The organism is Enterobacter sp. 6722112 (assembly GCF_058661685.1).
Genome location: NZ_JBZWGR010000007.1, coordinates 4,174,851 through 4,198,007 on the forward strand (window position 1 = coordinate 4,174,851; position 23,157 = coordinate 4,198,007).

21 protein-coding genes are annotated in these 23,157 nt (G+C 57.0%); 9 read left to right on the forward strand and 12 right to left on the reverse strand.

Annotation, left to right across the window (positions count from 1 at the left end):
- Nucleotides 1-8: 8 nt before the first annotated feature.
- From mtlD to AC4OVU_RS21470, 3 genes are read left to right on the forward strand one after another with little or no spacing between them, the layout of a single operon-like run.
- Complete coding sequence (gene mtlD, locus AC4OVU_RS21460; protein ID WP_023304617.1) at nucleotides 9-1,157, forward strand: mannitol-1-phosphate 5-dehydrogenase; 1,149 nt, start codon at nucleotides 9-11, stop codon at nucleotides 1,155-1,157.
- Nucleotides 1,154-1,744, forward strand: a complete 591-nt coding sequence (gene mtlR / locus AC4OVU_RS21465; protein WP_032651946.1) for a mannitol operon repressor MtlR — start codon at nucleotides 1,154-1,156, stop codon at nucleotides 1,742-1,744. Before mtlD ends, mtlR begins: the two co-directional genes overlap by 4 nt.
- Nucleotides 1,745-1,802: 58 nt before the next feature.
- Nucleotides 1,803-2,165 carry a YibL family ribosome-associated protein gene (locus AC4OVU_RS21470; RefSeq protein WP_015572767.1) on the forward strand — a complete coding sequence of 121 codons (363 nt, stop codon included), beginning with the start codon at nucleotides 1,803-1,805 and terminating at the stop codon, nucleotides 2,163-2,165.
- 32 nt (nucleotides 2,166-2,197) lie between these two features.
- Here AC4OVU_RS21470 and AC4OVU_RS21475 read toward each other — a convergent pair whose 3' ends face one another.
- Genes AC4OVU_RS21475 through AC4OVU_RS21490 form a run of 4 tightly spaced genes read right to left on the reverse strand, consistent with a single transcriptional unit; the run spans nucleotide 2,198 to nucleotide 7,073 of the window.
- Nucleotides 2,198-3,292 (reverse strand): fimbrial protein, encoded by a 1,095-nt coding sequence (locus AC4OVU_RS21475; RefSeq protein ID WP_110292787.1) that lies wholly within the window; start codon nucleotides 3,290-3,292, stop codon nucleotides 2,198-2,200.
- Between the two features lie 9 nt (nucleotides 3,293-3,301).
- On the reverse strand, nucleotides 3,302-5,782 hold the full coding sequence (locus tag AC4OVU_RS21480; RefSeq protein WP_053070194.1) for a fimbria/pilus outer membrane usher protein: 2,481 nt from the start codon (nucleotides 5,780-5,782) through the stop codon (nucleotides 3,302-3,304).
- Nucleotides 5,783-5,786: 4 nt separating this feature from the next.
- Nucleotides 5,787-6,461: a fimbrial biogenesis chaperone gene (locus AC4OVU_RS21485; protein ID WP_023295610.1), complete on the reverse strand. Its 675-nt coding sequence runs from the start codon at nucleotides 6,459-6,461 to the stop codon at nucleotides 5,787-5,789.
- A 30-nt stretch (nucleotides 6,462-6,491) separates the two neighbouring features.
- A complete protein-coding gene (locus AC4OVU_RS21490; protein WP_015572771.1) occupies nucleotides 6,492-7,073 on the reverse strand; it encodes a fimbrial protein in 582 nt (193 codons plus the stop codon).
- A gap of 1,099 nt (nucleotides 7,074-8,172) precedes the next feature.
- Between AC4OVU_RS21490 and lldP the strand changes: the two genes are divergently transcribed.
- The 5 genes from lldP (at nucleotide 8,173) to trmL (ending at nucleotide 13,822) form a co-directional block, all read left to right on the forward strand.
- The gene (gene lldP / locus AC4OVU_RS21495; RefSeq protein ID WP_003860175.1) at nucleotides 8,173-9,828 is read left to right on the forward strand and encodes an L-lactate permease; all 1,656 of its coding nucleotides are present in this window, start codon (nucleotides 8,173-8,175) and stop codon (nucleotides 9,826-9,828) included.
- Nucleotides 9,825-10,598 carry a transcriptional regulator LldR gene (gene lldR / locus AC4OVU_RS21500; RefSeq protein ID WP_006808630.1) on the forward strand — a complete coding sequence of 258 codons (774 nt, stop codon included), beginning with the start codon at nucleotides 9,825-9,827 and terminating at the stop codon, nucleotides 10,596-10,598. The genes lldP and lldR overlap by 4 nt, the downstream gene beginning before the upstream one ends.
- Entirely contained in the window at nucleotides 10,595-11,782 is a 1,188-nt protein-coding gene (gene lldD / locus AC4OVU_RS21505) for an FMN-dependent L-lactate dehydrogenase LldD (RefSeq protein WP_015572772.1), read from the forward strand. Before lldR ends, lldD begins: the two co-directional genes overlap by 4 nt.
- Nucleotides 11,783-11,962: 180 nt before the next feature.
- Nucleotides 11,963-13,303, forward strand: coding sequence for an MFS transporter (locus AC4OVU_RS21510; protein ID WP_047718912.1), 1,341 nt, complete (start codon nucleotides 11,963-11,965; stop codon nucleotides 13,301-13,303).
- Between the two features lie 45 nt (nucleotides 13,304-13,348).
- Nucleotides 13,349-13,822: a tRNA (uridine(34)/cytosine(34)/5-carboxymethylaminomethyluridine(34)-2'-O)-methyltransferase TrmL gene (trmL, locus tag AC4OVU_RS21515; protein WP_003860178.1), complete on the forward strand. Its 474-nt coding sequence runs from the start codon at nucleotides 13,349-13,351 to the stop codon at nucleotides 13,820-13,822.
- Between the two features lie 38 nt (nucleotides 13,823-13,860).
- Here the strand turns inward: trmL and ilvC are convergent, their stop codons facing one another.
- Nucleotides 13,861-15,336, reverse strand: coding sequence for a ketol-acid reductoisomerase (gene ilvC, locus AC4OVU_RS21520; protein ID WP_006808634.1), 1,476 nt, complete (start codon nucleotides 15,334-15,336; stop codon nucleotides 13,861-13,863).
- Between the two features lie 152 nt (nucleotides 15,337-15,488).
- Here ilvC and ilvY point away from each other — a divergent pair, with 152 nt between their 5' ends.
- The gene (gene ilvY / locus AC4OVU_RS21525; RefSeq protein ID WP_017693777.1) at nucleotides 15,489-16,379 is read left to right on the forward strand and encodes an HTH-type transcriptional activator IlvY; all 891 of its coding nucleotides are present in this window, start codon (nucleotides 15,489-15,491) and stop codon (nucleotides 16,377-16,379) included.
- 45 nt (nucleotides 16,380-16,424) lie between these two features.
- Here ilvY and ilvA read toward each other — a convergent pair whose 3' ends face one another.
- The 7 genes from ilvA to ilvL all read right to left on the reverse strand — a co-directional run bounded on the left by ilvA (nucleotide 16,425) and on the right by ilvL (nucleotide 22,975).
- The gene (gene ilvA / locus AC4OVU_RS21530) at nucleotides 16,425-17,969 is read right to left on the reverse strand and encodes a threonine ammonia-lyase, biosynthetic (RefSeq protein WP_026094330.1); all 1,545 of its coding nucleotides are present in this window, start codon (nucleotides 17,967-17,969) and stop codon (nucleotides 16,425-16,427) included.
- Between the two features lie 2 nt (nucleotides 17,970-17,971).
- Entirely contained in the window at nucleotides 17,972-19,822 is a 1,851-nt protein-coding gene (gene ilvD, locus AC4OVU_RS21535) for a dihydroxy-acid dehydratase (RefSeq protein ID WP_008501574.1), read from the reverse strand.
- A gap of 60 nt (nucleotides 19,823-19,882) precedes the next feature.
- On the reverse strand, nucleotides 19,883-20,812 hold the full coding sequence (gene ilvE / locus AC4OVU_RS21540) for a branched-chain-amino-acid transaminase (RefSeq protein ID WP_003860182.1): 930 nt from the start codon (nucleotides 20,810-20,812) through the stop codon (nucleotides 19,883-19,885).
- An 18-nt stretch (nucleotides 20,813-20,830) separates the two neighbouring features.
- Entirely contained in the window at nucleotides 20,831-21,094 is a 264-nt protein-coding gene (gene ilvM, locus AC4OVU_RS21545) for an acetolactate synthase 2 small subunit (RefSeq protein ID WP_003860184.1), read from the reverse strand.
- Complete coding sequence (gene ilvG, locus AC4OVU_RS21550; RefSeq protein WP_017382572.1) at nucleotides 21,091-22,737, reverse strand: acetolactate synthase 2 catalytic subunit; 1,647 nt, start codon at nucleotides 22,735-22,737, stop codon at nucleotides 21,091-21,093. Before ilvG ends, ilvM begins: the two co-directional genes overlap by 4 nt.
- Before the next feature lie 2 nt (nucleotides 22,738-22,739).
- Complete coding sequence (gene ilvX / locus AC4OVU_RS21555; RefSeq protein ID WP_166792073.1) at nucleotides 22,740-22,790, reverse strand: peptide IlvX; 51 nt, start codon at nucleotides 22,788-22,790, stop codon at nucleotides 22,740-22,742.
- Nucleotides 22,791-22,876: 86 nt separating this feature from the next.
- Entirely contained in the window at nucleotides 22,877-22,975 is a 99-nt protein-coding gene (ilvL, locus tag AC4OVU_RS21560) for an ilv operon leader peptide (protein WP_001311244.1), read from the reverse strand.
- Nucleotides 22,976-23,157: the final 182 nt, after the last annotated feature.

The window sequence follows — 23,157 nt, forward strand, 5'->3', positions numbered from 1 at the left end:
TTAACACTATGAAAGCATTACATTTTGGCGCAGGTAATATCGGTCGTGGCTTTATCGGTAAACTGCTGGCAGACGCGGGCATTACCCTGACATTCGCCGATGTGAATCAGGTGGTTCTGGATGCCCTGAATGCCCGTCATAGCTATCAGGTTCACGTGGTGGGTGAAAACGAACAGGTTGAAACGGTCTCTGGCGTCAACGCGGTAAGCAGCATTGGCGACGACGTGATTGACCTCATCGCGAGCGTTGATCTGGTCACCACCGCCGTGGGTCCGGTGGTGCTTGAGCGTATCGCCCCGGCGGTCGCGAAAGGCCTGGCGAAGCGTAAAGCACAGGGCGTTGAAACGCCGCTGAACATCATCGCCTGTGAAAACATGGTGCGCGGCACCACGCAGCTGAAAGGCCATGTTCTTGCGACCGTCGCAGACGAAGATAAAGCCTGGGTTGAAGCGCACGTGGGTTTTGTGGATTCCGCCGTTGACCGCATCGTTCCGCCGTCAGCATCCGCCACCAACGACCCGCTGGAAGTGACCGTGGAAACCTTCAGCGAGTGGATCGTGGATAAAACCCAGTTTAAGGGTGCGCTGCCGACCATTCCGGGAATGGAATTAACCGATAACCTGATGGCATTTGTCGAACGTAAACTCTTCACGCTGAACACCGGGCATGCTATAACCGCGTACCTCGGAAAATTGGCCGGTCATCAGACGATTCGTGACGCGATCCTCGATGAGAACATCCGTGCGGTGGTCAAAGGGGCAATGGAAGAGAGCGGCGCGGTGCTGATCAAACGCTACGGTTTTGATGCTGATAAACACGCGGCATACATCCAGAAAATCCTCGGTCGTTTTGAAAACCCGTATCTGAAAGATGACGTTGAGCGCGTGGGTCGTCAGCCGCTGCGTAAACTAAGCGCGGGCGACCGCCTGATTAAACCGCTGCTGGGCACGCTGGAATACGGCCTGCCGCACGCTAACCTGGTGAAGGGCATCGCTGCCGCCATGCACTACCGCAGCGAGCAGGACCCGCAGGCGATTGAGCTGGCTCAGCTGATTGATGACAAAGGCGCGCAGGCTGCGCTGGCGCAGATCTCCGGTCTGGATGCCAACAGTGACGTAGTTGCGGAGGCGGTCAGCGCATACAACGCAACCAAATGATGCAGAGTCCGGCGCAGGTTAGCCTGCGCCCGAATAACAGATTGTCAGATATGCAGGCAATAATGGAACAAACCCAGGCCTTTGAAAATCGTGTGCTTGAGCGTCTGAATGCTGGCAAAACCGTACGAAGTTTCCTGATTGCCGCCGTCGAGCTGTTAACCGAGGCGGTGAACATTCTGGTGCTTCAGGTGTTTCGCAAAGACGACTACGCGGTAAAGTATGCTGTAGAACCGTTACTGGACGGAGACGGACCGCTGGGCGATTTATCGGTACGGCTGAAGCTGATTTACGGTCTTGGCGTGCTGAACCGCCAGGAGTATGAAGACGCCGAGCTGTTAATGGCGCTGCGCGAAGAGCTCAATCATGACGGTAATGAGTACACCTTTACCGATGATGAGATACTGGGGCCCTTCGGCGAACTGCACTGCGTATCCGCGCTCCCTCCCGCACCTCAGTTTGATAACAGCGACCCTGATCTGTACGCGATGCAAAAGCTGCGTTATCAACAGGTTGTGCGCTCCACCATGGTGCTTTCCCTGACTGAGCTGATTTCTAAAATCAGCTTAAAAAAAGCGTTTCAGAAGTAAGCCCGCACACATTGGTGTATCCTTCCCTGTAAATTCCCCGTTTTCAGAGTTATTTGTCATGAAAGAAGTCGAAAAGAACGAAATTAAACGCCTGAGCGACCGTCTGGATCTGATCCGCCATCAGATGGCTGGCCTCTCCCTGGTCGATTCCGCCGAGAAATATGCCGAGCTGGAAAAAGAGTCCGTGAAGCTGGAGGCGGAAATTGAACGCCTGCGCGAAGTGAAAGGCCAGAAGCTGAGTAAAGAAGCGCAGAAGCTGATGAACATGCCGCATCGCCGCGCGATCACCAAAAAAGAGCAGGCCGACATGGGCAAGCTGAAGAAAAGCGTCCGTGGCCTGGTGGTGGTGCACCCGATGACTGAGCTTGGTCGCGAAATGGGCCTGAAAGAGATGACGGGTTTTTGTAAGACCGCGTTCTGATCGTCCTCCCCTGCCGCTGCGGCAGGGGAAACTCAGTTGTAAATCAGGTTAAACGTCGCCATCGCATCCGCTTTTCCCGCCGTCACGTTCTCTTCCGTCTGAAGGTAATGGGCATCAAACCAGAAGGTTTGCGTCTGGTTATCCCCCACTTGCCCAAATGCTGACACCTGTGGGGTGTTCCACGGTACCACCTGCCCCTGAACCGAACCGGTATTGTCACCGTAAAGCAGTTCGATCCCGACACCGCTGGCGCTATCCTCCTGCTTCGTCAATGCCAGCGCCCGATCGTTGCCCGGCGTGGTATCGCCAAAGAAACCCATCTTCACCGCCGTGTTATTTTCGCAGGTCACCGGAATGCTGAAGCGTCCGCCTCCGGCGCGGGAGCCTATGCCATGAAATTCACGCTGGCTCACGCTCCCCATGGGAACAAGAATGCTGCGAGAGCCCACTGAACAGCTGGTACGCCTGACGGTGAAGCTGGCGAGATGGATCTGTACCGGTGTCGCCACGTTGGTGGCGCTGGCTTGATTTTCTCCCGCCTGCAATATCAGCGATCCGACATTTTGCTCCTGGGAATTGGCGTTATCGTCAGGCATGGCGCTGGTCGTTGGAATTTTGTAAAACACCACCCAGAACTGCATTTTATACATTGAGGCGCTGGCAAAGGCGGGGTTTTGCGATGCGTCGCAAATGCGCCTGGACTCATTGCCATTCACCTGACTTGTGCCGTCAATATAGCGTACCGCATCGGCGCCGCAGTACTGCTGTTCCCGGAACCCCAGCGCGTAGCCGATGCCGTCGATCTGAGTTTTATAGACGTGACGTGACGCGCCGTCTTCACCAACCACGGTGCCGACGGGGTTATCCACGTCGACAAAGCCGATACTACGCCAGGCATCATTCCCGCCATCACAGCTGTAGAAATCCGCCCCGGTAGACTGTATCGGCGCAGATATCTGCGTCCAGTCCGCCGTGCCGGGCGCATACCCAATGGCATAAGGCACCTGAACGACCCACTGATCGCGCGTGGTGCGGCAGGTTGAAGTCTGGGCATGGGCATGAAAACTCAGCATGCCAAAAAGCGAAAGAAGGCTCAGATAGAAAAACCAGTGAATAAAACGACGCATGATATTCCTCTAATGGCACTCAACGGACAGCGTGGCGATACCGGGGGCCATATGAGCTTTCCCCAGTCTGAAAGGTGTCTGGCATTGCTGCTGCTCCCCGTCCTGATACCAGCTGACGCGCAGGGTGCCGCGCTCTGGTACGCCGCTCAGGTAGGCCTGACCGCCGTCAGCGACCATGCTTCGGTTTGCAGAATGGCGGTTCTGCTCCACCACTTCAGCCTGCGCGCCAAACGGCAACGGTTCGCCGTGGTAGCGCAGGGAAAACAGAACGCGATAACCAATGTGGGTTTTGTAATTGGCCAGCACCACCGCGCCGCTGGTGGGAATGAGCGTCAGACCGCTCTGCTCAACGTCGACGTTCTCACCCAGCGTCGCCGTATCAAGACTGACGGTATTTTTGCGGTACGCCGAGAGCGTTGGCATGACCGCATAGCCGCGGCTGTCGGTATGGATCCCGTTGTAGCCCTCCGGCTCAACGTTCGCCGCGCCGGGCACGCGTAGCAGGGCGACGGTATCGCCCAGCGGCTGGCTAAGCGTGACGCCATACTGCGTGGCGATAACGCCTCCGGCGAGTCCGAGGCTCGCGTTGCTACCGCTTCGGCTGTGGTCATAACCGAGGCTGACGTTGCCGTAGCCACCGTTGTATTGCAGCGCCAGGCTGGTACTGTCGGCTTGTCCCTCGCTGGCCTTACTCTGCTGAACGCTGTAATTAAGGTTGCGATTCGCCAGCGCACTGCCGTTGAGTGACACCTGCTGAGTGGTCATCCCACGATTGTTGTGGTTGATGAAGTAACTGACCGAGCTGTCCGGTAACCAGTGACCAAGCGGAACATTGACGTTAAACGACACGGTACGATCGGGATGCTGCTCAAGCGCTGAGTCGGTGTAGTCATACCCCGCGCCCCAGGAAATGCCTCGCCAGCTGGTGTACCAGCCAATGTGGATGGTTTTATCCTGCCCGGACGTATGCCAGTAATCCTGCATCCATGCCGAGACGCTGAGGCTGCCGAACTGACCCAGCGTCTGTGAGAAGGTGACCTGCGAGCGGCTACGGCGATTATTGAGTTGCAGCTGTTGGCTGTCAGACTGATTCAGTTCACTGAATTCATAGTAATTGCGCGAGGCATAGCGATAACTCGCCAGGTTGAAGGCGGTGCCGGTAGCGCTGAAATCTTTCTGATACTGAATGCGCCACGCCTGCCCCATCGCGCTTTTGCCATTGGGTAAACAGCTTTTTGCCAGCGTATCGTCAATGCCCAGCGAGCCAAATGCGCCAAACCCTCTGCCTACGCCAATTGCACCGGCCTGATAGTTGCTCGCCGTACGAAAGCCGCCATACACCGTCATCCTGGAGAGCAGACCGTAGAAGAAAGCGCCTTCAACAAACTCAGGTGAACGCGCATCGCCGGAGCCGGAGTGAAATCGTCCGGCGTTGAGGCTGTATTTCAGGCTGCCCAGGCGTCGCATAAACGGCACCGCAGAATAGGGTTGGGTAAAGACGCGCGTTGAGCCGTCACTTTCCGTGACCGTCACCTGTAGATCGCCACTTTGTGCGCCGGGGAACAGATCGTTAATGATAAATGGCCCGGCGGCCACCCAGGTTTCATAGATCACATAGCCATTTTGCGAAACGGAGACTTTAGCGAAGCTGTGTGCGACGCCGCGGATGGTTGGTGCGAAGCCGCGCTGGCTGTCGGGCAACATGCTTTCGCTTGATGTGAGCTGTACCCCGCGAAACGCCACGCTATCGAAGACGTCGCCTGCGGTCCAGGCATCGCCGATCCGTAGCTGGCTGTTAAGACGGCGAATATCCCGGGTCAGCCAGCTACTTTGCGACTGAAAATGGTCGCCGCCCGCGTCGCTGTGGCTCCAGGCGGAGGTGTTGCGCAACCGCCACGCCCCCAGATTGATACCGTTACGCAGGCTCAGATAGCTGGATGTCGTGACGCCACGCTGATGATGTGCCTGGCCGCCCGACAGACTGTAATCAGTAAAGGCCGCCGGGATACCATCGTCCCACTGCGACTGCGGCACGTAGCCACGGCTGCGGTGTTTCATCGCCGCCTGCGGCAGGCTGAGAAAGAGACGCTGCTGGTTGAAATCATAGGAGGTTCGCGCTGCCGGAATGAAATCCGCGAGGTGCGTGAACGTTTCTCCCTCCCGCAACCGTGAGAATGCAGGAATGGCCCTGACATTCACCCCAAGCGCTTCCAGCAGCGATACGCTTAAAACGGGTTGCAGGCTGCCTTTCTCATTGACGAAGGTGATCTCCTGATGCCGCTCCTCGCGTCCGTTAATCTCCAGCGTCACGAGCCAGGTGCCTGGCATCTGCCCGCCCTTTTCAGAGAAATAGTGCAGATCCGCCGTTTTCTGTTCGGTAGAGGAAAGCTCCAGCGCGGCGGGATCAAAGTAATCCTCGGCCATCCCCGCGCGGCTGAAGCTAAGCAGCAACACCGAAAGCGGCGCGTAACGAAACAGGCGAAAAGACATGGTCTTAAAGAGGCTGGGTGTGGGTGGCGGTGATGGCACCAAAATCATTAATAGCCGACCAGCTTACGCCCCCGGAGGCGGACACAGGCCATTCGCGGATTTCCCCTGGACCGATCATGCCCGGCTGCTCAATTTTATGCCCGCCAACGGACAGTCGATAAAAAGAGACGTAGTATGGCGTCGGGTTGGCGGCCTTAAGCCCTTTTCCCGTCCGCGAAAACGTTATTTTCTGCCAGGCAGTGGCAGCGTCCCCTTTAAGGTTGTCCGGGCGGTAGAAAATTTTAAATTTCGATTTAACGTTAACTTGTAATTCGTTGCTGCTCTCTTTTGGCTTTGGCGCAATCGCTTTAATATCGAGCCAGAATACAGATTCACGATCTGTGGGCAGCGGAGCGCCGGTATATTGAATACGCAGCGTGTTGGTCTGCTCCGGATCAAGTCTGAACAGAGGTGGTGTGACAATAAATGGCGCAGCGTTATTTTTATCCTGCCCATCACCTTCAACCCACGACTGAATAAGATAGGGAACCGCACTTTCCATATTAGAAACAGAAAATGCCACCTCCTTGCTGTGTTGTGGGTATACGATCCGTGTTCCCCCCATTACAACGCCAGCGGAAACTGACGCAGAACTAACCATTAATGCAGTGAGCATAATATACGATAAACGTTTCATCATTATTATCTCTGGAGGTGGCTGAGAGTGAAATCAGTTATAAACCATCAGGAAGTTGGAAACGGCATTGACGTCGCCCGCGTTAATTTCCGAACCGTCTTTGTCGAGAGAGGCATAAAACGTTAATTCAGCATTGCCTTCAGCATCCGGTGCGGTTGTTTCAGATACCGTACCCGGTTTAATCGCGGTGCTGCGATCGCTGTTATAAAGCTTCACGCCGACGCCCGTCGCCATACCTTCGCCTGGCGTAACCTGTAGCAGTGTGTCATTCACCGTATCTTTGGTTCCGTCAAACAGTACCGCAACCGATTCAACCGTCTCCGGGCAGTTCTCTACGTTGATTTTGAACTCACGCGGCGTCGTTTCGCTGTGATCGTCGAAGTAGCTTTTCGCCCACGCGCCGAGGTCTACCGTTTTGCTTTTTGACGCAGGGGTAATATCACAGGAAATAAGGGTGATTTTCCCGGTAAAGTTGATCACGCCGCCTGTGCTCTGCGAGCCAGCGCCTGTATCCAGGGAAGCATTAACACCAGAATCACTGCTTGCCAGTACTGATTGAGAAGATAACAGCAGCCCCGCCGCGGCAATCGCCAGCGCCACATTTTTGATTTTCATTTGGAACACTTTCCCCTCTGTAAATTAAACAGATATAGACTTGTTGTACCAGGTACAATAACCGCTATAAGGATTTAAAAACGCCACCAAAAGGGTTTTAGCAGAATGGGTGACGCGACCTTATAGAATAAAGCAGGGTCCATCCCATGGTGATAATCCGTATATTTTCAGAAGGCCATACACAGATATCCTGCAACTGAGGAAATGACTTCTGGCCGAAAATAACACTGAATACGTTGTGGTTAGTAATAAATTTAATGTCTTCTGTAACGTTGCTTCTGAATAAATAGTAAATCATATGCCTTTTAACGTCTACGTATTGAAAAGCAGTACGCCGCGTCTGTAAACACTCTGGAATTAACACTCAGCTAACAAATTTAACCCCTTTCGATTGCCCTGATAATTATTAATTTGCTTTTAATACCGTAACTAAATTACAAGAGAGCCAACTGATCATTGTTTGATCAATTTATTTCAGAATATTATTAGCCAAAAAATGTCACTTCAGCAAAAAATTCTTGCCCTTTATCCTGAAAAATCACGGTTAAACAGGATATTTCTTTATCGATCAGCAATTGATCGTTTGTAATACACTGTTAAAATCTATATGTGAAATTTACCTTAATTAAAATTTTTTGCTACAGCTTAGATTTCGCATTTTTAACCAAAAAAAATTTTATTTATAGGAAATAAATCACTCTGCTCACATATATACAGCTTTTCAAAAACACAAATAAAGCAAACAAACCTCATTCAATTCACGTAATATTATCACCTCCCCATTTTATTCAACATCTTTTACGCGTCGTATCTGCTCAAAAACGAATGTAATGCTCTCCACCTGACTACCGCTCCCATCGCACACGGTAAGTTAATTTTGCGGGTTTGGTCCTACCAATCATGTGCAAAGCTATCCATCGTTCACAGTTTTGATGCTCCACTTCACAAAACCATTGCCGAATAGCAACACTTGGTTAACCATTTATTGCCATTAACCCTACATCACAATATTGGACGGACCACTTTTACACTAAGTGTGACGCTGAGATGAGCAGAGACTCACCCGACCGAACACCTGTGTGGTCCTCAGGAGACCTGCATGAGCCTCTGGCAACAAAACTACGATCCGGCCGGGAATATCTGGCTGTCGAGCCTGATCGCATCGCTACCGATCCTGTTCTTCTTCTTTGCGCTAATTAAGCTCAAGCTGAAGGGCTACCTTGCCGCAACGTACACCGTTGCCATCGCCCTGCTGGTGGCGCTGTTCTTCTATAAAATGCCGGTCGATCGCGCGCTGGCCTCCGTGGTGTATGGTTTCTTCTACGGCCTGTGGCCGATTGCGTGGATCATCATCGCCGCCGTCTTTGTCTACAAAATCTCGGTCAAAACCGGGCAGTTCGACATTATTCGCTCGTCGATTCTCTCTATTACACCGGACCAGCGTTTACAGATGCTGATTGTCGGTTTCTCCTTCGGGGCGTTCCTTGAAGGGGCGGCAGGATTTGGCGCGCCGGTGGCGATCACCGCCGCTCTGCTGGTCGGGCTGGGCTTTAACCCGCTGTATGCCGCTGGCCTGTGCCTGATTGTGAACACCGCCCCGGTGGCGTTTGGCGCGATGGGCATTCCGATTCTGGTGGCGGGCCAGGTGACCGGGCTGGACAGCTTCGAGATCGGCCAGATGGTGGGTCGCCAGCTGCCGTTCCTGACCATTATCGTGCTGTTCTGGATCATGGCGATTATGGACGGCTGGCGCGGCGTGAAGGAGACCTGGCCTGCGGTGATGGTAGCGGGCGGTTCGTTCGCCATTGCCCAGTATCTCAGCTCCAACTTCCTCGGCCCGGAACTGCCGGACATCATCTCTTCCCTGGTGTCGCTGGTCTGCCTGACGCTGTTCCTGAAACGCTGGCAGCCGGTACGTATCTTCCGCTTTGCTGACATGGGCGCATCGCACGTGGATCAGACGCTGGCGCGCACCGGCTATACCGCCGGACAGATTGTGCGCGCATGGTCACCGTTCCTGTTCCTGACCGCCACCGTGACGCTGTGGAGCATTCCGCCTTTTAAAGCCCTGTTCGCCCCGGGCGGCGCGCTGTACGACATGGTGATTAATATCTCCGTGCCGTTCCTCGACAAAATGGTCGCCCGTATGCCGCCGGTGGTGCACGACGCCACGCCATATGCGGCAGTGTTTAAGTTCGACTGGTTCTCAGCCACCGGCACGGCCATCCTGTTTGCCGCTATCCTTTCCGTAGTGTGGCTGCGCATGAAGCCTGCCGCCGCGGTGCAGACCTTTGCGGCGACGATTAAAGAGCTGATGCTGCCGATTTACTCCATCGGCATGGTGCTGGCGTTCGCGTTTATTTCGAACTACTCCGGCCTGTCGTCGACGCTGGCGTTAGCGCTGGCGCATACCGGCCACGCGTTTACCTTCTTCTCGCCGTTCCTCGGCTGGCTGGGGGTGTTCCTGACTGGTTCAGATACGTCATCTAACGCCCTGTTTGCCGCCCTACAGGCCACGGCTGCGCAGCAGATTGGCGTCTCGGACGTGCTGCTGGTCGCCGCGAACACCACCGGCGGCGTGACCGGGAAGATGATCTCGCCGCAGTCCATCGCCATTGCCTGTGCCGCGGTGGGGCTGGTAGGCAAAGAGTCGGATCTGTTCCGCTTTACCGTTAAACACAGCCTGATATTTACCTGCATGGTGGGCGTGATCACCACATTGCAGGCCTATGTCTTAACCTGGATGATTCCATGATAGTGATGCCCAGACGCCTGTCCGACGAGATTGCCACTCGCGTACGGGCGCTGATAGAAGAACAACAGCTGGAAGCGGGCATGAGATTGCCCGCCGAGCGTCAGCTTGCCGCTCAGCTTGGCGTGTCGCGCAACTCACTGCGCGAGGCGCTGGCGACGCTGGTTAGTGAAGGGGTGCTGCTGAGCCGTCGCGGCGGCGGCACCTTCGTGCGCTGGCAGCATGACGACTGGTCCGAACAAAACATCGTGCAGCCGCTGAAGACGCTGATGGAAAACGACCCGGACTACAGCTTCGACATCCTCGAAGCGCGTCACGCCATCGAAACCAGTACAGCGTGGCACGCGGCGATGCGGGCAACCGACGCCGACAAAGAGAAGCTCAAAGCCTGTTTTGAGGCCACGCAAAGCAGCGACCCGGACATCGCCTCCCAGGCGGACGTGCGGTTCCATCTGGCGATTGCCGAGGCCTCGCACAACGTGGTGCTGCTGCAAACCATGCGCGGGTTCTTCGACCTGCTGCAATCCTCCGTGAAGCAGAGCCGCCAGCGCATGTATCTGGTCCCGCCGGTGTTTGCTCAGCTGACCGAACAGCACGAGGCGGTGCTCAACGCCATTCTGGCCGGTGATGCCGAGGCCGCGCGCAAGGCGATGATGGCGCATCTCGGCTTCGTGCATACCACCATTAAACGATTCGATGAAGATCAGGCCCGACAGGCGCGTATTACCCGTCTGCCTGGCGAGAGTGATATTTCCAGGGAGAACAAAGCATGATTATTTCAGCAGCCAGTGATTATCGCGCCGCGGCGCAGCGCATTTTGCCCCCGTTCCTGTTCCACTACATTGACGGCGGGGCGTATGCCGAATACACCCTGCGCCGCAACGTGGAAGACCTGTCGGAGGTGGCCCTGCGCCAGCGCGTGCTGAAGAATATGTCTGACCTGAGCCTTGAGACGAAGCTGTTTAACGAAACGCTCTCCATGCCGGTAGCGCTCGCACCTGTCGGTTTATGCGGCATGTATGCCCGTCGCGGTGAAGTGCAGGCCGCCGCCGCCGCAGATGCCAAAGGCATTCCGTTTACCCTTTCCACCGTGTCCGTCTGCCCGATTGAAGAAGTCGCCCCAACTATCAAGCGCCCGATGTGGTTCCAGCTGTACGTCCTGCGCGATCGCGGTTTTATGCGCAACGCACTGGAGCGCGCCAAAGCGGCGGGCTGCTCAACGCTGGTCTTTACCGTCGACATGCCGACCCCCGGCGCGCGCTACCGCGACGCCCACTCCGGCATGAGCGGCCCTAACGCGGCCCTGCGCCGTTACTGGCAGGCGGTGACGCACCCGCAGTGGGCGTGGGATGTGGGCGTGAACGGCCGTCCGCACGATCTGGGCAATATTTCGGCCTACCTGGGTAAACCGACCGGGCTGGAGGATTACATCGGCTGGCTGGCGAACAATTTCGATCCGTCGATCTCATGGAAAGACCTGGAGTGGATCCGCGAATTCTGGGACGGCCCGATGGTGATCAAAGGGATCCTCGACCCGGAAGATGCCCGCGACGCGGTACGTTTTGGCGCCGATGGGATCGTGGTCTCTAACCATGGTGGCCGCCAGCTTGACGGGGTGCTCTCCTCCGCCCGCGCCCTGCCGGCCATTGCCGATGCGGTGAAAGGCGATATTGCGATCCTGGCCGACAGCGGCATCCGTAACGGGCTGGACGTGGTGCGCATGATCGCCCTGGGCGCGGACAGCGTGCTGCTGGGCCGTGCTTACCTGTACGCGCTGGCCACCAGCGGCCAGGCGGGCGTGGCGAATCTGCTGAACCTGATCGAGAAAGAGATGAAGGTGGCGATGACGCTGACCGGTGCGAAAACAATCGGTGAAATCAGCAAAGACTCTCTGGTGCAGGAGCTCAGTAAGCTGCCTGCGGCGCTGGCCCCTCTTTCTCAGGGAAACGCGGCCTGATCTCCCCCGGTTAGCCTTCCCTTCTTCCGCGCCCGACTTCCCCCTCGGGCGCTTTTTTAGTTGAAAATAACACCTGCGTAACATTCTGGATAAGAAAATTTGACACACCCCGCCTCTCCGCAATTGTATAGACAAGCAAATACAAGAACACAAAAACAACATCACATCGGAGGGGAACGTATGACGTATTCAGGTCGGGTGGATATTCAGCAGGTGATCGATGAAAGTCCTTTTTCAGGGTTTCACTGGCTTCTTATTGTGCTGGGCTTTCTGGTGCTGGCGATTGATGGGTTTGATACCGCAGCGATGGGTTACATTGCGCCTACGCTGTCGACAGAGTGGGGAATACATAAACAGGATCTGGGGCCGGTGCTGAGTGCGGCGCTGCTGGGGCTGTCGCTGGGAGCCCTGATTGCAGGTCCGGTATCGGACCGGATGGGACGCAAGCGCGTACTGGTCTTTTCATGCCTGTTCTTCGGCCTGGCGAGCCTGGGCACGGCCTGGGCGCAAAGTCTGAATACCCTGACGCTGTGGCGCTTTCTGACGGGCCTGGGCCTCGGCGCTGCCATGCCTAACGCCATCACGCTGATCTCCGAGTTTGCCCCCCAGCGCTGCCGCGCCATGGTAATTAACACCATGTACTGCGGCTTTCCGCTGGGTGCGGCGGGCGGCGGGGCGATCTCGTCCTGGCTTATCCCTCACCACGGCTGGCGAAGCGTGCTGCTGACCGGCGCGATTGCGCCGCTGATTTTAACGGTGCTGCTGGCGCTGCTGTTGCCGGAGTCGGTGAAGTTTCTGGTGCAGCGCGGGAAAGACGTCGCCCAGGTTCGCCGCATCGCCAGCCGGTTCGCCCGCAGCACGCTGGATAGCGTCACGGGCTTTTTCCTCGCGGAGGAGAAAGTCGCGTCGAAAAAAGGCAGCGTGTCGCAGCTGTTTTCCATGCCCTGGCTGCCCGGCACCCTGATGCTGTGGGTCACCTATTTTATGGGGCTGGTGATTTATTACGTCCTGCTGAGCTGGATGCCAACGCTGATGCAGGGGATGGGATATGCGCTGACGGAATCCGCCTGGCTTACCTCGCTGTTCACCTTCGGCGGCACCGCTGGCATTTTGCTCGCGGGCTGGATGATGGATCGCTGGGAAGCGCACAAGGTGGTCGCGTGTGGTTTCGTGCTGACGATGGGCCTGATTCTTTTACTCGGCATTGAGCATAACCATATCGCCCTGTTTGGCGGGTTAATTTTCCTGATGGGGATCGCGATGAACGGCGCGCAGTCGGGCATGCAGACCCTGGCCGCCACCTTTTACCCTACCGAGTGCCGAGCGACGGGTATCGCCTGGATGCAGGGGATCGGCCGCTTCGGCGGCGTGGCGGGCACCATGACCAGCGCCCAGCTTCTTTCCATGCAGTGGCAGGCGGACAGTATTTTAATGATCCTCAGCGTACCTGCTCTCGTGGCTGCGGCGGCAACCGTCTACAAAATGCTGTATAGCCGCGCGCAGGAGCCGGGCGTCGCCTAGTCCCTCTCTTTTCTGCTATTCTGCCCCCGCAATTAAGGGGGCAGCATGCTTAACATCGTCTTATTCGAACCAGAAATTCCGCCGAACACCGGCAATATTATCCGCCTGTGCGCCAACACCGGTTTTCGTCTGCACATTATTGAGCCGATGGGCTTTACGTGGGACGACAAACGTCTGCGCCGCGCGGGGCTGGACTACCATGAGTTTACCGCCGTCGTTCGTCATCACGATTACGCCGCGTTTCTGGGATCCGAAAAACCACAGCGCATGTTCGCCCTGACCACCAAAGGTACGCCAGCGCACAGCGCCGTAAGCTATCAGGACGGGGATTATCTGATGTTTGGTCCGGAAACCCGCGGCCTGCCGGCCACCATTCTGGATGCCCTGCCCGCTGAGCAGAAAATTCGTATTCCGATGATGCCGGACAGCCGCAGCATGAACCTGTCGAATGCGGTGTCGGTGGTGGTGTATGAGGCGTGGCGCCAGCTGGGTTATCCCGGCGCGATATTGCGTAGCTAAAACAGTTCGGGTGGCTTACGCCACCCGATTCGTCGTGTTTAGCCTGCTACCGCGATACGTTTCATATCGGTCATGTAGCCACGCAGTTTCTGGCCCACTTTCTCGATTTCGTGGCTGCGAATCGCTTCGTTGACGTCACGCAGCTGCGCGTTATCAACCGCTCCTTCCGCAATCGCCTGGCCCAGATCGCCCGCTTGCAGGGTGGTCATGAACTCTTTCAGCAGCGGTACGCAGGCGTAAGAGAACAGGTAGTTACCGTACTCGGCAGTATCGGAGATCACCACGTTCATCTCATACAGACGTTTACGGGCGATGGTGTTTGCGATCAGCGGCAGCTCGTGCAGCGATTCGTAGTACGCAGATTCTTCAATGATGCCCGAATCCACCATGGTTTCGAACGCCAGCTCAACGCCCGCTTTCACCATCGCGATCATCAGGACGCCTTTATCGAAGTACTCCTGCTCGGTGATCTTGCCGTCATACTGTGGTGCGGTTTCGAACGCGGTTTTACCGGTCTCTTCGCGCCAGGTCAGCAGTTTCTTATCGTCATTCGCCCAGTCCGCCATCATGCCGGAAGAGAACTCGCCGGAGATGATGTCGTCCATGTGTTTCTGGAACAGCGGCGCCATGATGGTTTTCAGCTGTTCAGAGAGTGCGAACGCGCGCAGTTTTGCCGGGTTGGACAGACGGTCCATCATCAGCGTAATGCCGCCCTGCTTCAGCGCTTCGGTGATGGTTTCCCAGCCGAACTGAATCAGTTTTTCCGCGTATGCCGGATCGGTGCCTTCTTCCACCAGCTTATCGAAGCACAGCAGAGAGCCGGCCTGGAGCATGCCGCACAGGATGGTCTGCTCGCCCATCAGGTCAGATTTCACTTCCGCAACGAAGGAAGATTCCAGCACGCCCGCACGATGGCCGCCAGTGGCCGCTGCCCAGGCTTTGGCAATCGCCATGCCTTCGCCTTTCGGATCGTTTTCCGGGTGAACGGCGATCAGCGTCGGTACGCCGAAGCCACGTTTGTACTCTTCGCGCACTTCGGTGCCCGGACACTTCGGTGCCACCATCACTACGGTGATGTCTTTACGGATCTGCTCGCCCACTTCAACGATGTTGAAGCCGTGGGAGTAACCCAGCGCGGCGCCGTCTTTCATCAGCGGCTGTACGGAACGCACAACGTCAGAGTGCTGCTTGTCCGGCGTCAGGTTAACCACCAGATCCGCCTGCGGGATCAGCTCTTCGTAGGTACCCACTTTGAAGCCGTTTTCGGTCGCTTTACGCCAGGAAGCACGCTTTTCGGCAATCGCTTCTTTACGCAGGGCGTAGGAGATATCCAGCCCGGAGTCACGCATGTTCAGGCCCTGGTTCAGACCCTGTGCGCCACAGCCGACAATGACCACTTTTTTACCCTGAAGGTAGCTCGCGCCATCAGCAAATTCATCGCGCGCCATGAAGCGGCATTTGCCCAGCTGCGCCAGCTGCTGGCGCAAGTTCAGTGTATTAAAGTAGTTAGCCATGGGTGATACCTCGTGATGTTGTGTGTCTTATTGTTCGGTTCGCGTTTCAGCGAGAATGTACCCACATTACAACAGGAAATTTATTGCGGAAATTGATATATTCACAACGTCACATTGCAATTTATGCAATGTAAAAAGAGGGAGTGGAATCGGTGGATTTACGCGATCTGAAAATGTTCCTGCACCTGGCGGAAAGCCGTCACTTTGGCCGTAGCGCCCGGGCGATGCACGTCAGCCCCTCCACGCTGTCGCGCCAGATCCAGCGCCTTGAGGAAGACCTCGGCCAGCCGCTGTTCGTGCGCGATAACCGCACCGTCACCCTCACGGAAGCAGGTGAAGAGCTGCGCATCTTTGCTCAGCAGACGTTATTACAGTATCAGCAGCTGCGGCACACCATCGACCAGCAGGGGCCGTCGCTTTCCGGCGAGCTGCATATTTTCTGTTCCGTGACCGCTGCCTACAGCCATCTTCCCCCCATTCTCGACCGCTTCCGCGCGGAACATCCGTCGGTTGAAATTAAGCTCACCACTGGCGATGCCGCCGACGCGATGGAAAAAGTGGTTACGGGCGAAGCGGATCTGGCGATTGCCGGAAAACCTGAAACGCTGCCGGGGGCGGTGGCGTTCTCGATGCTGGAGAATCTGGCGGTAGTGCTGATTGCCCCGGCGCTGCCCTGCCCGGTGCGCAACCAGGTTTCGGTGGAGAAACCGGACTGGTCCACGGTGCCGTTTATCATGGCCGATCAGGGGCCGGTGCGCCGCCGCATTGAGCTGTGGTTCCGCCGCCAGAAGATCAGTAACCCGTCGATTTACGCCACGGTCGGCGGCCATGAGGCGATGGTATCGATGGTGGCGCTCGGCTGCGGCGTAGCGCTGCTACCGGAAGTGGTGCTGGAAAACAGCCCGGAGCCGGTGCGCAATCGCGTGATGATTTTAGAACGCAGCGATGAGAAAACGCCGTTCGAGCTCGGCGTGTGCGCACAAAAAAAGCGGCTGCATGAGCCGCTTATTGATGCGTTCTGGACGATATTGCCGAACCACTAAAGCCGGGTGGCGCTGCGCTTACCCGGCCTACACGCAGTTCAAACCTTAGCCCGCCAGGAAGAAACGGAACGCCGGGTTGTGGGTTTCGTCATGGCACTCATAGCCCAGCTCGTTCAGGCGCGTTTCGAAATCCGGTTCGTGCTCGCCCAGCTCGAACGCCGCCAGCACGCGGCCATAGTCGGTGCCATGGCTGCGGTAGTGGAACAGAGAGATGTTCCAGTGCGTACCCAACGTGTGCAAAAATTTGAGCAGCGCGCCCGGCGATTCCGGGAACTCGAAGCTGAACAGGCGTTCCTTGAGCGGCTTGGATGGACGGCCGCCGACCATGTAACGCACATGCAGCTTCGCCATCTCGTCGTCGGAGAGATCGACCACGCTGTAGCCGCCGTCATGCAGCAGGCTGAGGATCTCTTTGCGCTCCTCCACGCCACGGCTCAGACGCACGCCGACAAAAATGCACGCATCTTTGGCATCGGCAAAGCGGTAGTTGAACTCCGTTACCGAACGACCGCCCAGCAGCTGACAGAACTTCAGGAAGCTGCCCTTCTCTTCCGGAATGGTCACCGCCAGCAGCGCTTCACGCTGCTCACCCAGCTCACAGCGCTCGGAAACGTAGCGCAGACCGTGGAAGTTCACGTTGGCACCGGAAAGCACGTGCGCCAGACGCTCGCCGCGAATATTGTGCTGGGCGATGTATTTTTTCATTCCCGCCAGCGCCAGCGCGCCGGATGGTTCCGCCACCGCACGCACATCCTCGAAGAGATCTTTCATCGCCGCGCAGATAGCGTCGCTGTCGACGGTGACGATATCGTCGAGATACTCCTGGCACAGGCGGAACGTTTCGTCGCCAATGCGCTTCACCGCCACGCCCTCGGCGAACAGCCCGACGCGCGGCAGATCTACCGGATGTCCGGCGTCCAGCGCCGCCTTCAGGCAGGCAGAGTCTTCCGCTTCAACCGCAATCACTTTGATCTGCGGCATCAGCTGTTTGATCAGCACCGCCACACCTGCGGCTAAGCCACCGCCGCCCACCGGGACGAAAACGCGGTCGAGATGGGCGTCCTGCTGCAACAGTTCCAGCGCCAGCGTACCCTGCCCGGCAATCACCATCGGGTGATCGAACGGCGGCACCCAGGTGAAGCCCTGCTGCTGCGCCAGCTCAATCGCTTTGGCTTTGGCTTCGTCAAAGTTAGCGCCGTGAAGCAGCACTTCTCCGCCGAACCCGCGCACCGCGTCGACCTTGATATCTGCGGTGGCGACCGGCATCACGATCAGCGCCTTCAGCCCCAGACGCGCCGAGGAGAACGCCACGCCCTGCGCGTGATTGCCCGCCGAGGCGGTAATCACCCCGCGCGCTTTCTGCTCGTCCGTCAGCCCGGCCATCATCGCGTAGGCGCCGCGCAGCTTGAAGCTGTGCACCGGCTGCCTGTCTTCACGCTTCACCAGAATGACGTTGTCGAGACGCGAAGAGAGTTTGTCCATTTTTTGCAGGGGCGTGACCTGCACCGCTTCATAGACCGGCGCGCGTAGTACCGCTCTCAGGTATTCCGCCCCCTCCGGGGCGGCGGATAAGGGTTGTGACTCGGCCATCATTAGCCCCCCAGTTTAGATTTATCGCGCACCGCGCCTTTATCTGCACTGGTGGCAAGACTCGCGTAAGCGCGCAGGGCGAAGGAGACTTCACGCTGACGATCTTTCGGCGTCCAGGCTTTGTCGCCGCGGGCTTCCTGCGCCTCACGACGGGCCGCAATCTCCTGGTCACTCAGCTTCAGCTGAATGCCGCGGTTCGGAATGTCGATTTCGATCAGGTCGCCATCTTCGATGATCGCGATATTGCCGCCGCTTGCCGCTTCTGGCGAGACGTGACCAATGGAGAGGCCTGACGTGCCGCCAGAGAAACGACCATCGGTGATCAGCGCGCAAGCTTTGCCGAGGCCCATCGATTTCAGGAAGGTGGTCGGGTAGAGCATCTCCTGCATGCCGGGGCCGCCTTTCGGCCCTTCGTAGCGAATGACCACCACGTCGCCTTCCACCACTTTGCCGCCGAGGATAGCGTCTACCGCTTCGTCCTGGCTTTCATACACTTTTGCCGGGCCGGTAAATTTCAGGATGCTGTCGTCCACGCCTGCGGTTTTCACAATGCAGCCATTTTCCGCGAAGTTACCGTACAGCACGGCCAGACCGCCGTCTTTGCTGTAGGCATGTTCCAGCGAGCGAATGCAGCCTTCGGCGCGATCGTCATCCAGCGTGTCCCAGCGGCAATCCTGCGAGAACGCCTGGGTGGTACGGATGCCCGCCGGACCGGCGCGATACATGTTTTTCACCGCGTCGTCTTTGGTCAGCATCACGTCGTACTGCTCCAGCGACTCCGGCAGCGTCAGGCCGAGCACGTTTTTCACGTCGCGGTTCAGCAGCCCGGCACGATCCAGCTCGCCGAGAATACCAATCACGCCACCCGCACGGTGGACATCTTCCATGTGGTACTTCTGGGTACTCGGCGCGACTTTACACAGCTGCGGCACTTTGCGGGAGAGCTTGTCGATGTCGCTCATGGTGAAGTCGATTTCAGCTTCCTGCGCGGCGGCCAGCAGGTGCAGAACGGTGTTGGTGGAACCGCCCATGGCGATATCCAGCGTCATGGCGTTTTCGAACGCCGCTTTGCTGGCGATGTTACGCGGCAGCGCGCTGGCGTCGTCCTGCTCGTAGTAGCGTTTGGTCAGCTCAACGATGCGCTTGCCCGCGTTAAGGAACAGCTGTTTACGGTCGGCGTGGGTCGCCAGCAGCGAGCCGTTACCCGGCTGAGAAAGACCCAGCGCTTCGGTCAGGCAGTTCATGGAGTTGGCGGTAAACATACCGGAACAGGAGCCGCAGGTCGGACACGCGGAGCGCTCCACCTGGTCGCTCTGCTCGTCAGAGACTTTCGGGTCCGCGCCCTGGATCATCGCATCGACCAGGTCGAGCTTGATGATTTTGTCGGAAAGCTTGGTTTTCCCCGCTTCCATTGGGCCACCGGAGACGAAGATCACCGGAATGTTCAGGCGCAGGGAGGCCATCAGCATCCCCGGGGTGATTTTGTCGCAGTTGGAGATACAGACCATCGCATCGGCGCAGTGGGCATTAACCATGTACTCCACCGAGTCGGCGATCAGCTCACGCGACGGCAGTGAATAGAGCATTCCCCCGTGGCCCATTGCGATACCGTCATCCACCGCAATGGTGTTGAACTCTTTCGCCACGCCGCCGGAGGCTTCGATTTGCTCGGCGACCAGCTTACCGAGATCGCGCAGGTGCACGTGGCCCGGCACAAACTGGGTGAAGGAGTTCACCACGGCGATAATTGGCTTGCCGAAATCGGCGTCGGTCATTCCGGTGGCGCGCCACAGTGCGCGGGCACCCGCCATATTACGGCCGTGGGTGGTGGTGGCTGAACGATACTTAGGCATGCTTTATTTACTCCCGTCTGACTATTTAATGGGACGGTGCGTGCCGTCCCAAATTTATATTTAGTGATTAACCTGATCCAACCAGCCGTATTTGTCTTCTGTTTCGCCGGTGAACAGGCCGAAGAAGGCTTGCTGAATGCGTTTGGTGACCGGGCCACAGCGGCCTTCGCCCACCTGAATGCCATCGACGCTACGCACCGGCGTAATTTCAGCCGCGGTACCGGACATGAACACTTCGTCAGCCAGGTACAGGGATTCGCGGGACAGTACCTGCTCGCGCACTTCGATACCCAGATCTTTTGCCAGCTTGATGATGGCGTCGCGGGTGATGCCCGGCAGCGCGGACGAAGTGAATGGCGGGGTGAACAGAATGCCGTCTTTCACTTCAAACAGGTTTTCACCCGCGCCTTCGGAGATGTAGCCATTCACATCCAGCGCGATACCTTCCTGATAGCCGTGACGGCGCGCTTCGCTGCCGACCAGCAGTGAGGAAAGGTAGTTACCGCCCGCTTTAGCCGCAGTCGGGATAGTGTTTGGCGCCACGCGGTTCCAGGAAGAAACCATTGCGTCGATCCCCTGATCCAGCGCTTCCGCGCCCAGGTAGGCGCCCCACGGGAACGCGGCAATGATCACATCGGTGTTATAGCCAGCGGGCGGGTTGACGCCCATGCCGACATCACCCACGAAGACCAGCGGACGAATATAGGCGCTGGTCAGTTTGTTCTGGCGAATCACCTCGCGGCAGGCTTCCATCAGCTCATCAACGCTTTGGGAGACCGGGAAACGATAAATTTTGGCTGAGTCATGCAGACGCTGCATGTGTTCGCGATGGCGGAACACCACTGGCCCTTTGTGAGAGTCGTAGCAACGGATCCCTTCAAACACGGAGGTGCCGTAGTGCAGCGCGTGGGACATCACGTGAACTTTCGCGTCTTCCCAGCGAACCATCTCACCATTGAACCAAATGTAATCAGCTTTTTTTGTCGTCATTTTTTCGTCCTGTCACGCTTAAGCGCGGATTTGTTGTGATGTGGTTGTGCTCTGGCAGATGGCAACATGGGCAACGTCTACCAGTTTTGATAACTGACTAAACAGTAAGTCGACCGGCCGCGGGCTGGCAACGGTTAATTCGATACTGATGTTCTGCGCGTCGGTGGCCGTTTCCATATTCATAGAGCAAATCTGAAAGCCACGGTGGCGAACCACGCGCAATACGCGTTCTAACGTTTCCGGGTTGAAGCGAGCCTGCACGGCGACCTGATGTTGCATCATGATAATTTCTCCAGCATTTGTGAGTTACTGGCACCGGGCGGTACCAACGGCCAGACGTTCTCAAGCTCGTCGATTGAGACATGAAGCAGGTATGGCCCTTCGCTTGACAGCATGGTGTCGAGTGCCGCTTCAACCTGGTCTTTACGGGTGATGTGCTGGCCAGGAATGCCGAAGGCGCTGGCCAGGGTGAGGAAATCGGGGTTATCGGTCAGGGTCGTTTCGCTGTAACGCTCCTGGAAGAACAGCTGCTGCCACTGGCGAACCATGCCTAAACGCTGGTTATCGAGCAAGACGATCTTCAGCGGTAACTGCTTACGCTTCACGGTGCCGAGCTCCTGGACGTTCATCATGAAGGAGCCGTCACCGGAGATACAGATAACGGTATCGTTCGGGCGGGCAACCTGCGCGCCAACGGCTGCTGGCAGACCGAAGCCCATCGTGCCTAAGCCGCTCGAGGTGATAAAGTTCTCCGGGCGGGTGTAGGTCATGTGCTGGGCTGACCACATCTGATGCTGGCCGACATCCGTCGTTACCACGCTGTCTGCGGGTTTACGGTCTGACAGCTGTTTCAACAGCAGCGGCGCATAGATGGCGTCGCCTGGGTGATCGTAACGCCACGCGTGTTCAGTACGCATATCAGCGGTGTGCTGACGCCATGGGTTGATATCCAGCGGCTGCTCCAGCGCCGGTAACAGCGCGTTAAGATCGCCCTGCAACGCGACATGCGCCTGACGCAGTTTGCTCATCTCCGCCGGGTCGATGTCCATATGGATCACTTTGGCGTTCGGCGCGAAGGTATTCAGCTTGCCGGTAACGCGGTCGTCAAAACGGGCGCCGACGGCGATAAGCAAGTCGCATTCCTGCACCGCCAGGTTTGCCGCTTTGGTACCATGCATCCCCAGCATGCCGAGGTAGTACGGGTAATCCGCCTCTACCGCACCGAGACCTTTCAGCGTGCAGGTGGCGGGCATTTGCGTGGTCGCAATGAACGCGCGAAGCGCCGGAACAGCCTGCGCCATGCCCACGCCGCCGCCTACGTACAGCATCGGTTGTTTGGCCTGCGCCATCATCTGACGCGCCTCTTCCACCTCTGCATGCGGGAACGCATTATCGCTTTCCACGGTAGAGAAATGCGGCTCCAGATCGCCGAGTGCAACCTGGATATCTTTCGGGATATCAACCAGAACCGGGCCAGGACGGCCAGAGCTGGCAACCTCGAACGCTTCGGCCATCACCCGCGGCAGCTCTTCGAGAGACTGAACGAGGAAGCTGTGTTTGGTGCAGGCCAGCGATAAACCGAGCACATCCACTTCCTGGAAGGCATCGGTGCCGATGAACGGAGAGGCCACCTGGCCGGTGATCGCCACCACGGGTACGGAATCGAGCAGCGCGTCAGCCAGGCCGGTGATCAGGTTCGTTGCGCCCGGACCGGAGGTGGCCATACAGACGCCGGTTTTACCGGTCGCACGGGCATAACCGATGGCGGCCATCGCTGCGCCCTGCTCGTGTCGGCACAACAGGTGTTCCACGCCGCCGTCATACAGTGCATCGTAAATCGGCATAATTGCGCCACCCGGATAACCGAATACGGTTTCGACTCCCTGCGCGCGCAACGCATGTACTACCCATTGTGCCCCATTCATAGTTAGTTCCCCGTCATAAATCTGGAGAAACAGAATTTTGTGCTAGTCGTCATTCTCTGCTCCTCATTTAAGTTTTTTAGTCATAAAAAAACCCCCGGACCTTTCGGTGCGGGGGTCTTAGTTCGTTAAGGCTTGATTTCTAAGCCTTTCCTCGTCCAAGTGCAGCCCCGCACGGTGGGATAATAATCACCACCACGCTAATCACGACCAGGCTAATCACTCGTAGAAGGGCTGTCATTTTCAGTTCTTTTTGCATCTTGTTCGAAGGAATACCTAAAGAGTTACCACAGATATTTCATCTGACACAAGATTTTTTTATGACCTATATCTGTAGCATGCGAACTATTTCTTTCAAAATCGTTGTTTTATATAGGGAAAAAATAGAAATGAAGATTTTTCATTTTTTTGTCCTGCTTCATC

Excerpts from the sequence above, each read along its gene's own strand:
- ilvD (WP_008501574.1), bottom strand. The coding sequence starts at position 19,822 with ATGCCTAAGTATCGTTCAGCCACCACCACCCACGGCCGTAATATGGCG.
- mtlD (WP_023304617.1), top strand. The coding sequence starts at position 9 with ATGAAAGCATTACATTTTGGCGCAGGTAATATCGGTCGTGGCTTTATC.
- AC4OVU_RS21475 (WP_110292787.1), bottom strand. The coding sequence starts at position 3,292 with ATGCGTCGTTTTATTCACTGGTTTTTCTATCTGAGCCTTCTTTCGCTT.
- AC4OVU_RS21470 (WP_015572767.1), top strand. The coding sequence starts at position 1,803 with ATGAAAGAAGTCGAAAAGAACGAAATTAAACGCCTGAGCGACCGTCTG.
- lldP (WP_003860175.1), top strand. The coding sequence starts at position 8,173 with ATGAGCCTCTGGCAACAAAACTACGATCCGGCCGGGAATATCTGGCTG.
- AC4OVU_RS21490 (WP_015572771.1), bottom strand. The coding sequence starts at position 7,073 with ATGAAAATCAAAAATGTGGCGCTGGCGATTGCCGCGGCGGGGCTGCTG.
- ilvG (WP_017382572.1), bottom strand. The coding sequence starts at position 22,737 with ATGAATGGGGCACAATGGGTAGTACATGCGTTGCGCGCGCAGGGAGTC.
- lldD (WP_015572772.1), top strand. The coding sequence starts at position 10,595 with ATGATTATTTCAGCAGCCAGTGATTATCGCGCCGCGGCGCAGCGCATT.
- ilvC (WP_006808634.1), bottom strand. The coding sequence starts at position 15,336 with ATGGCTAACTACTTTAATACACTGAACTTGCGCCAGCAGCTGGCGCAG.
- AC4OVU_RS21480 (WP_053070194.1), bottom strand. The coding sequence starts at position 5,782 with ATGTCTTTTCGCCTGTTTCGTTACGCGCCGCTTTCGGTGTTGCTGCTT.
- lldR (WP_006808630.1), top strand. The coding sequence starts at position 9,825 with ATGATAGTGATGCCCAGACGCCTGTCCGACGAGATTGCCACTCGCGTA.
- ilvA (WP_026094330.1), bottom strand. The coding sequence starts at position 17,969 with ATGGCCGAGTCACAACCCTTATCCGCCGCCCCGGAGGGGGCGGAATAC.
- ilvM (WP_003860184.1), bottom strand. The coding sequence starts at position 21,094 with ATGATGCAACATCAGGTCGCCGTGCAGGCTCGCTTCAACCCGGAAACG.
- ilvL (WP_001311244.1), bottom strand. The coding sequence starts at position 22,975 with ATGACAGCCCTTCTACGAGTGATTAGCCTGGTCGTGATTAGCGTGGTG.
- trmL (WP_003860178.1), top strand. The coding sequence starts at position 13,349 with ATGCTTAACATCGTCTTATTCGAACCAGAAATTCCGCCGAACACCGGC.
- mtlR (WP_032651946.1), top strand. The coding sequence starts at position 1,154 with ATGATGCAGAGTCCGGCGCAGGTTAGCCTGCGCCCGAATAACAGATTG.
- AC4OVU_RS21510 (WP_047718912.1), top strand. The coding sequence starts at position 11,963 with ATGACGTATTCAGGTCGGGTGGATATTCAGCAGGTGATCGATGAAAGT.
- ilvE (WP_003860182.1), bottom strand. The coding sequence starts at position 20,812 with ATGACGACAAAAAAAGCTGATTACATTTGGTTCAATGGTGAGATGGTT.
- AC4OVU_RS21485 (WP_023295610.1), bottom strand. The coding sequence starts at position 6,461 with ATGATGAAACGTTTATCGTATATTATGCTCACTGCATTAATGGTTAGT.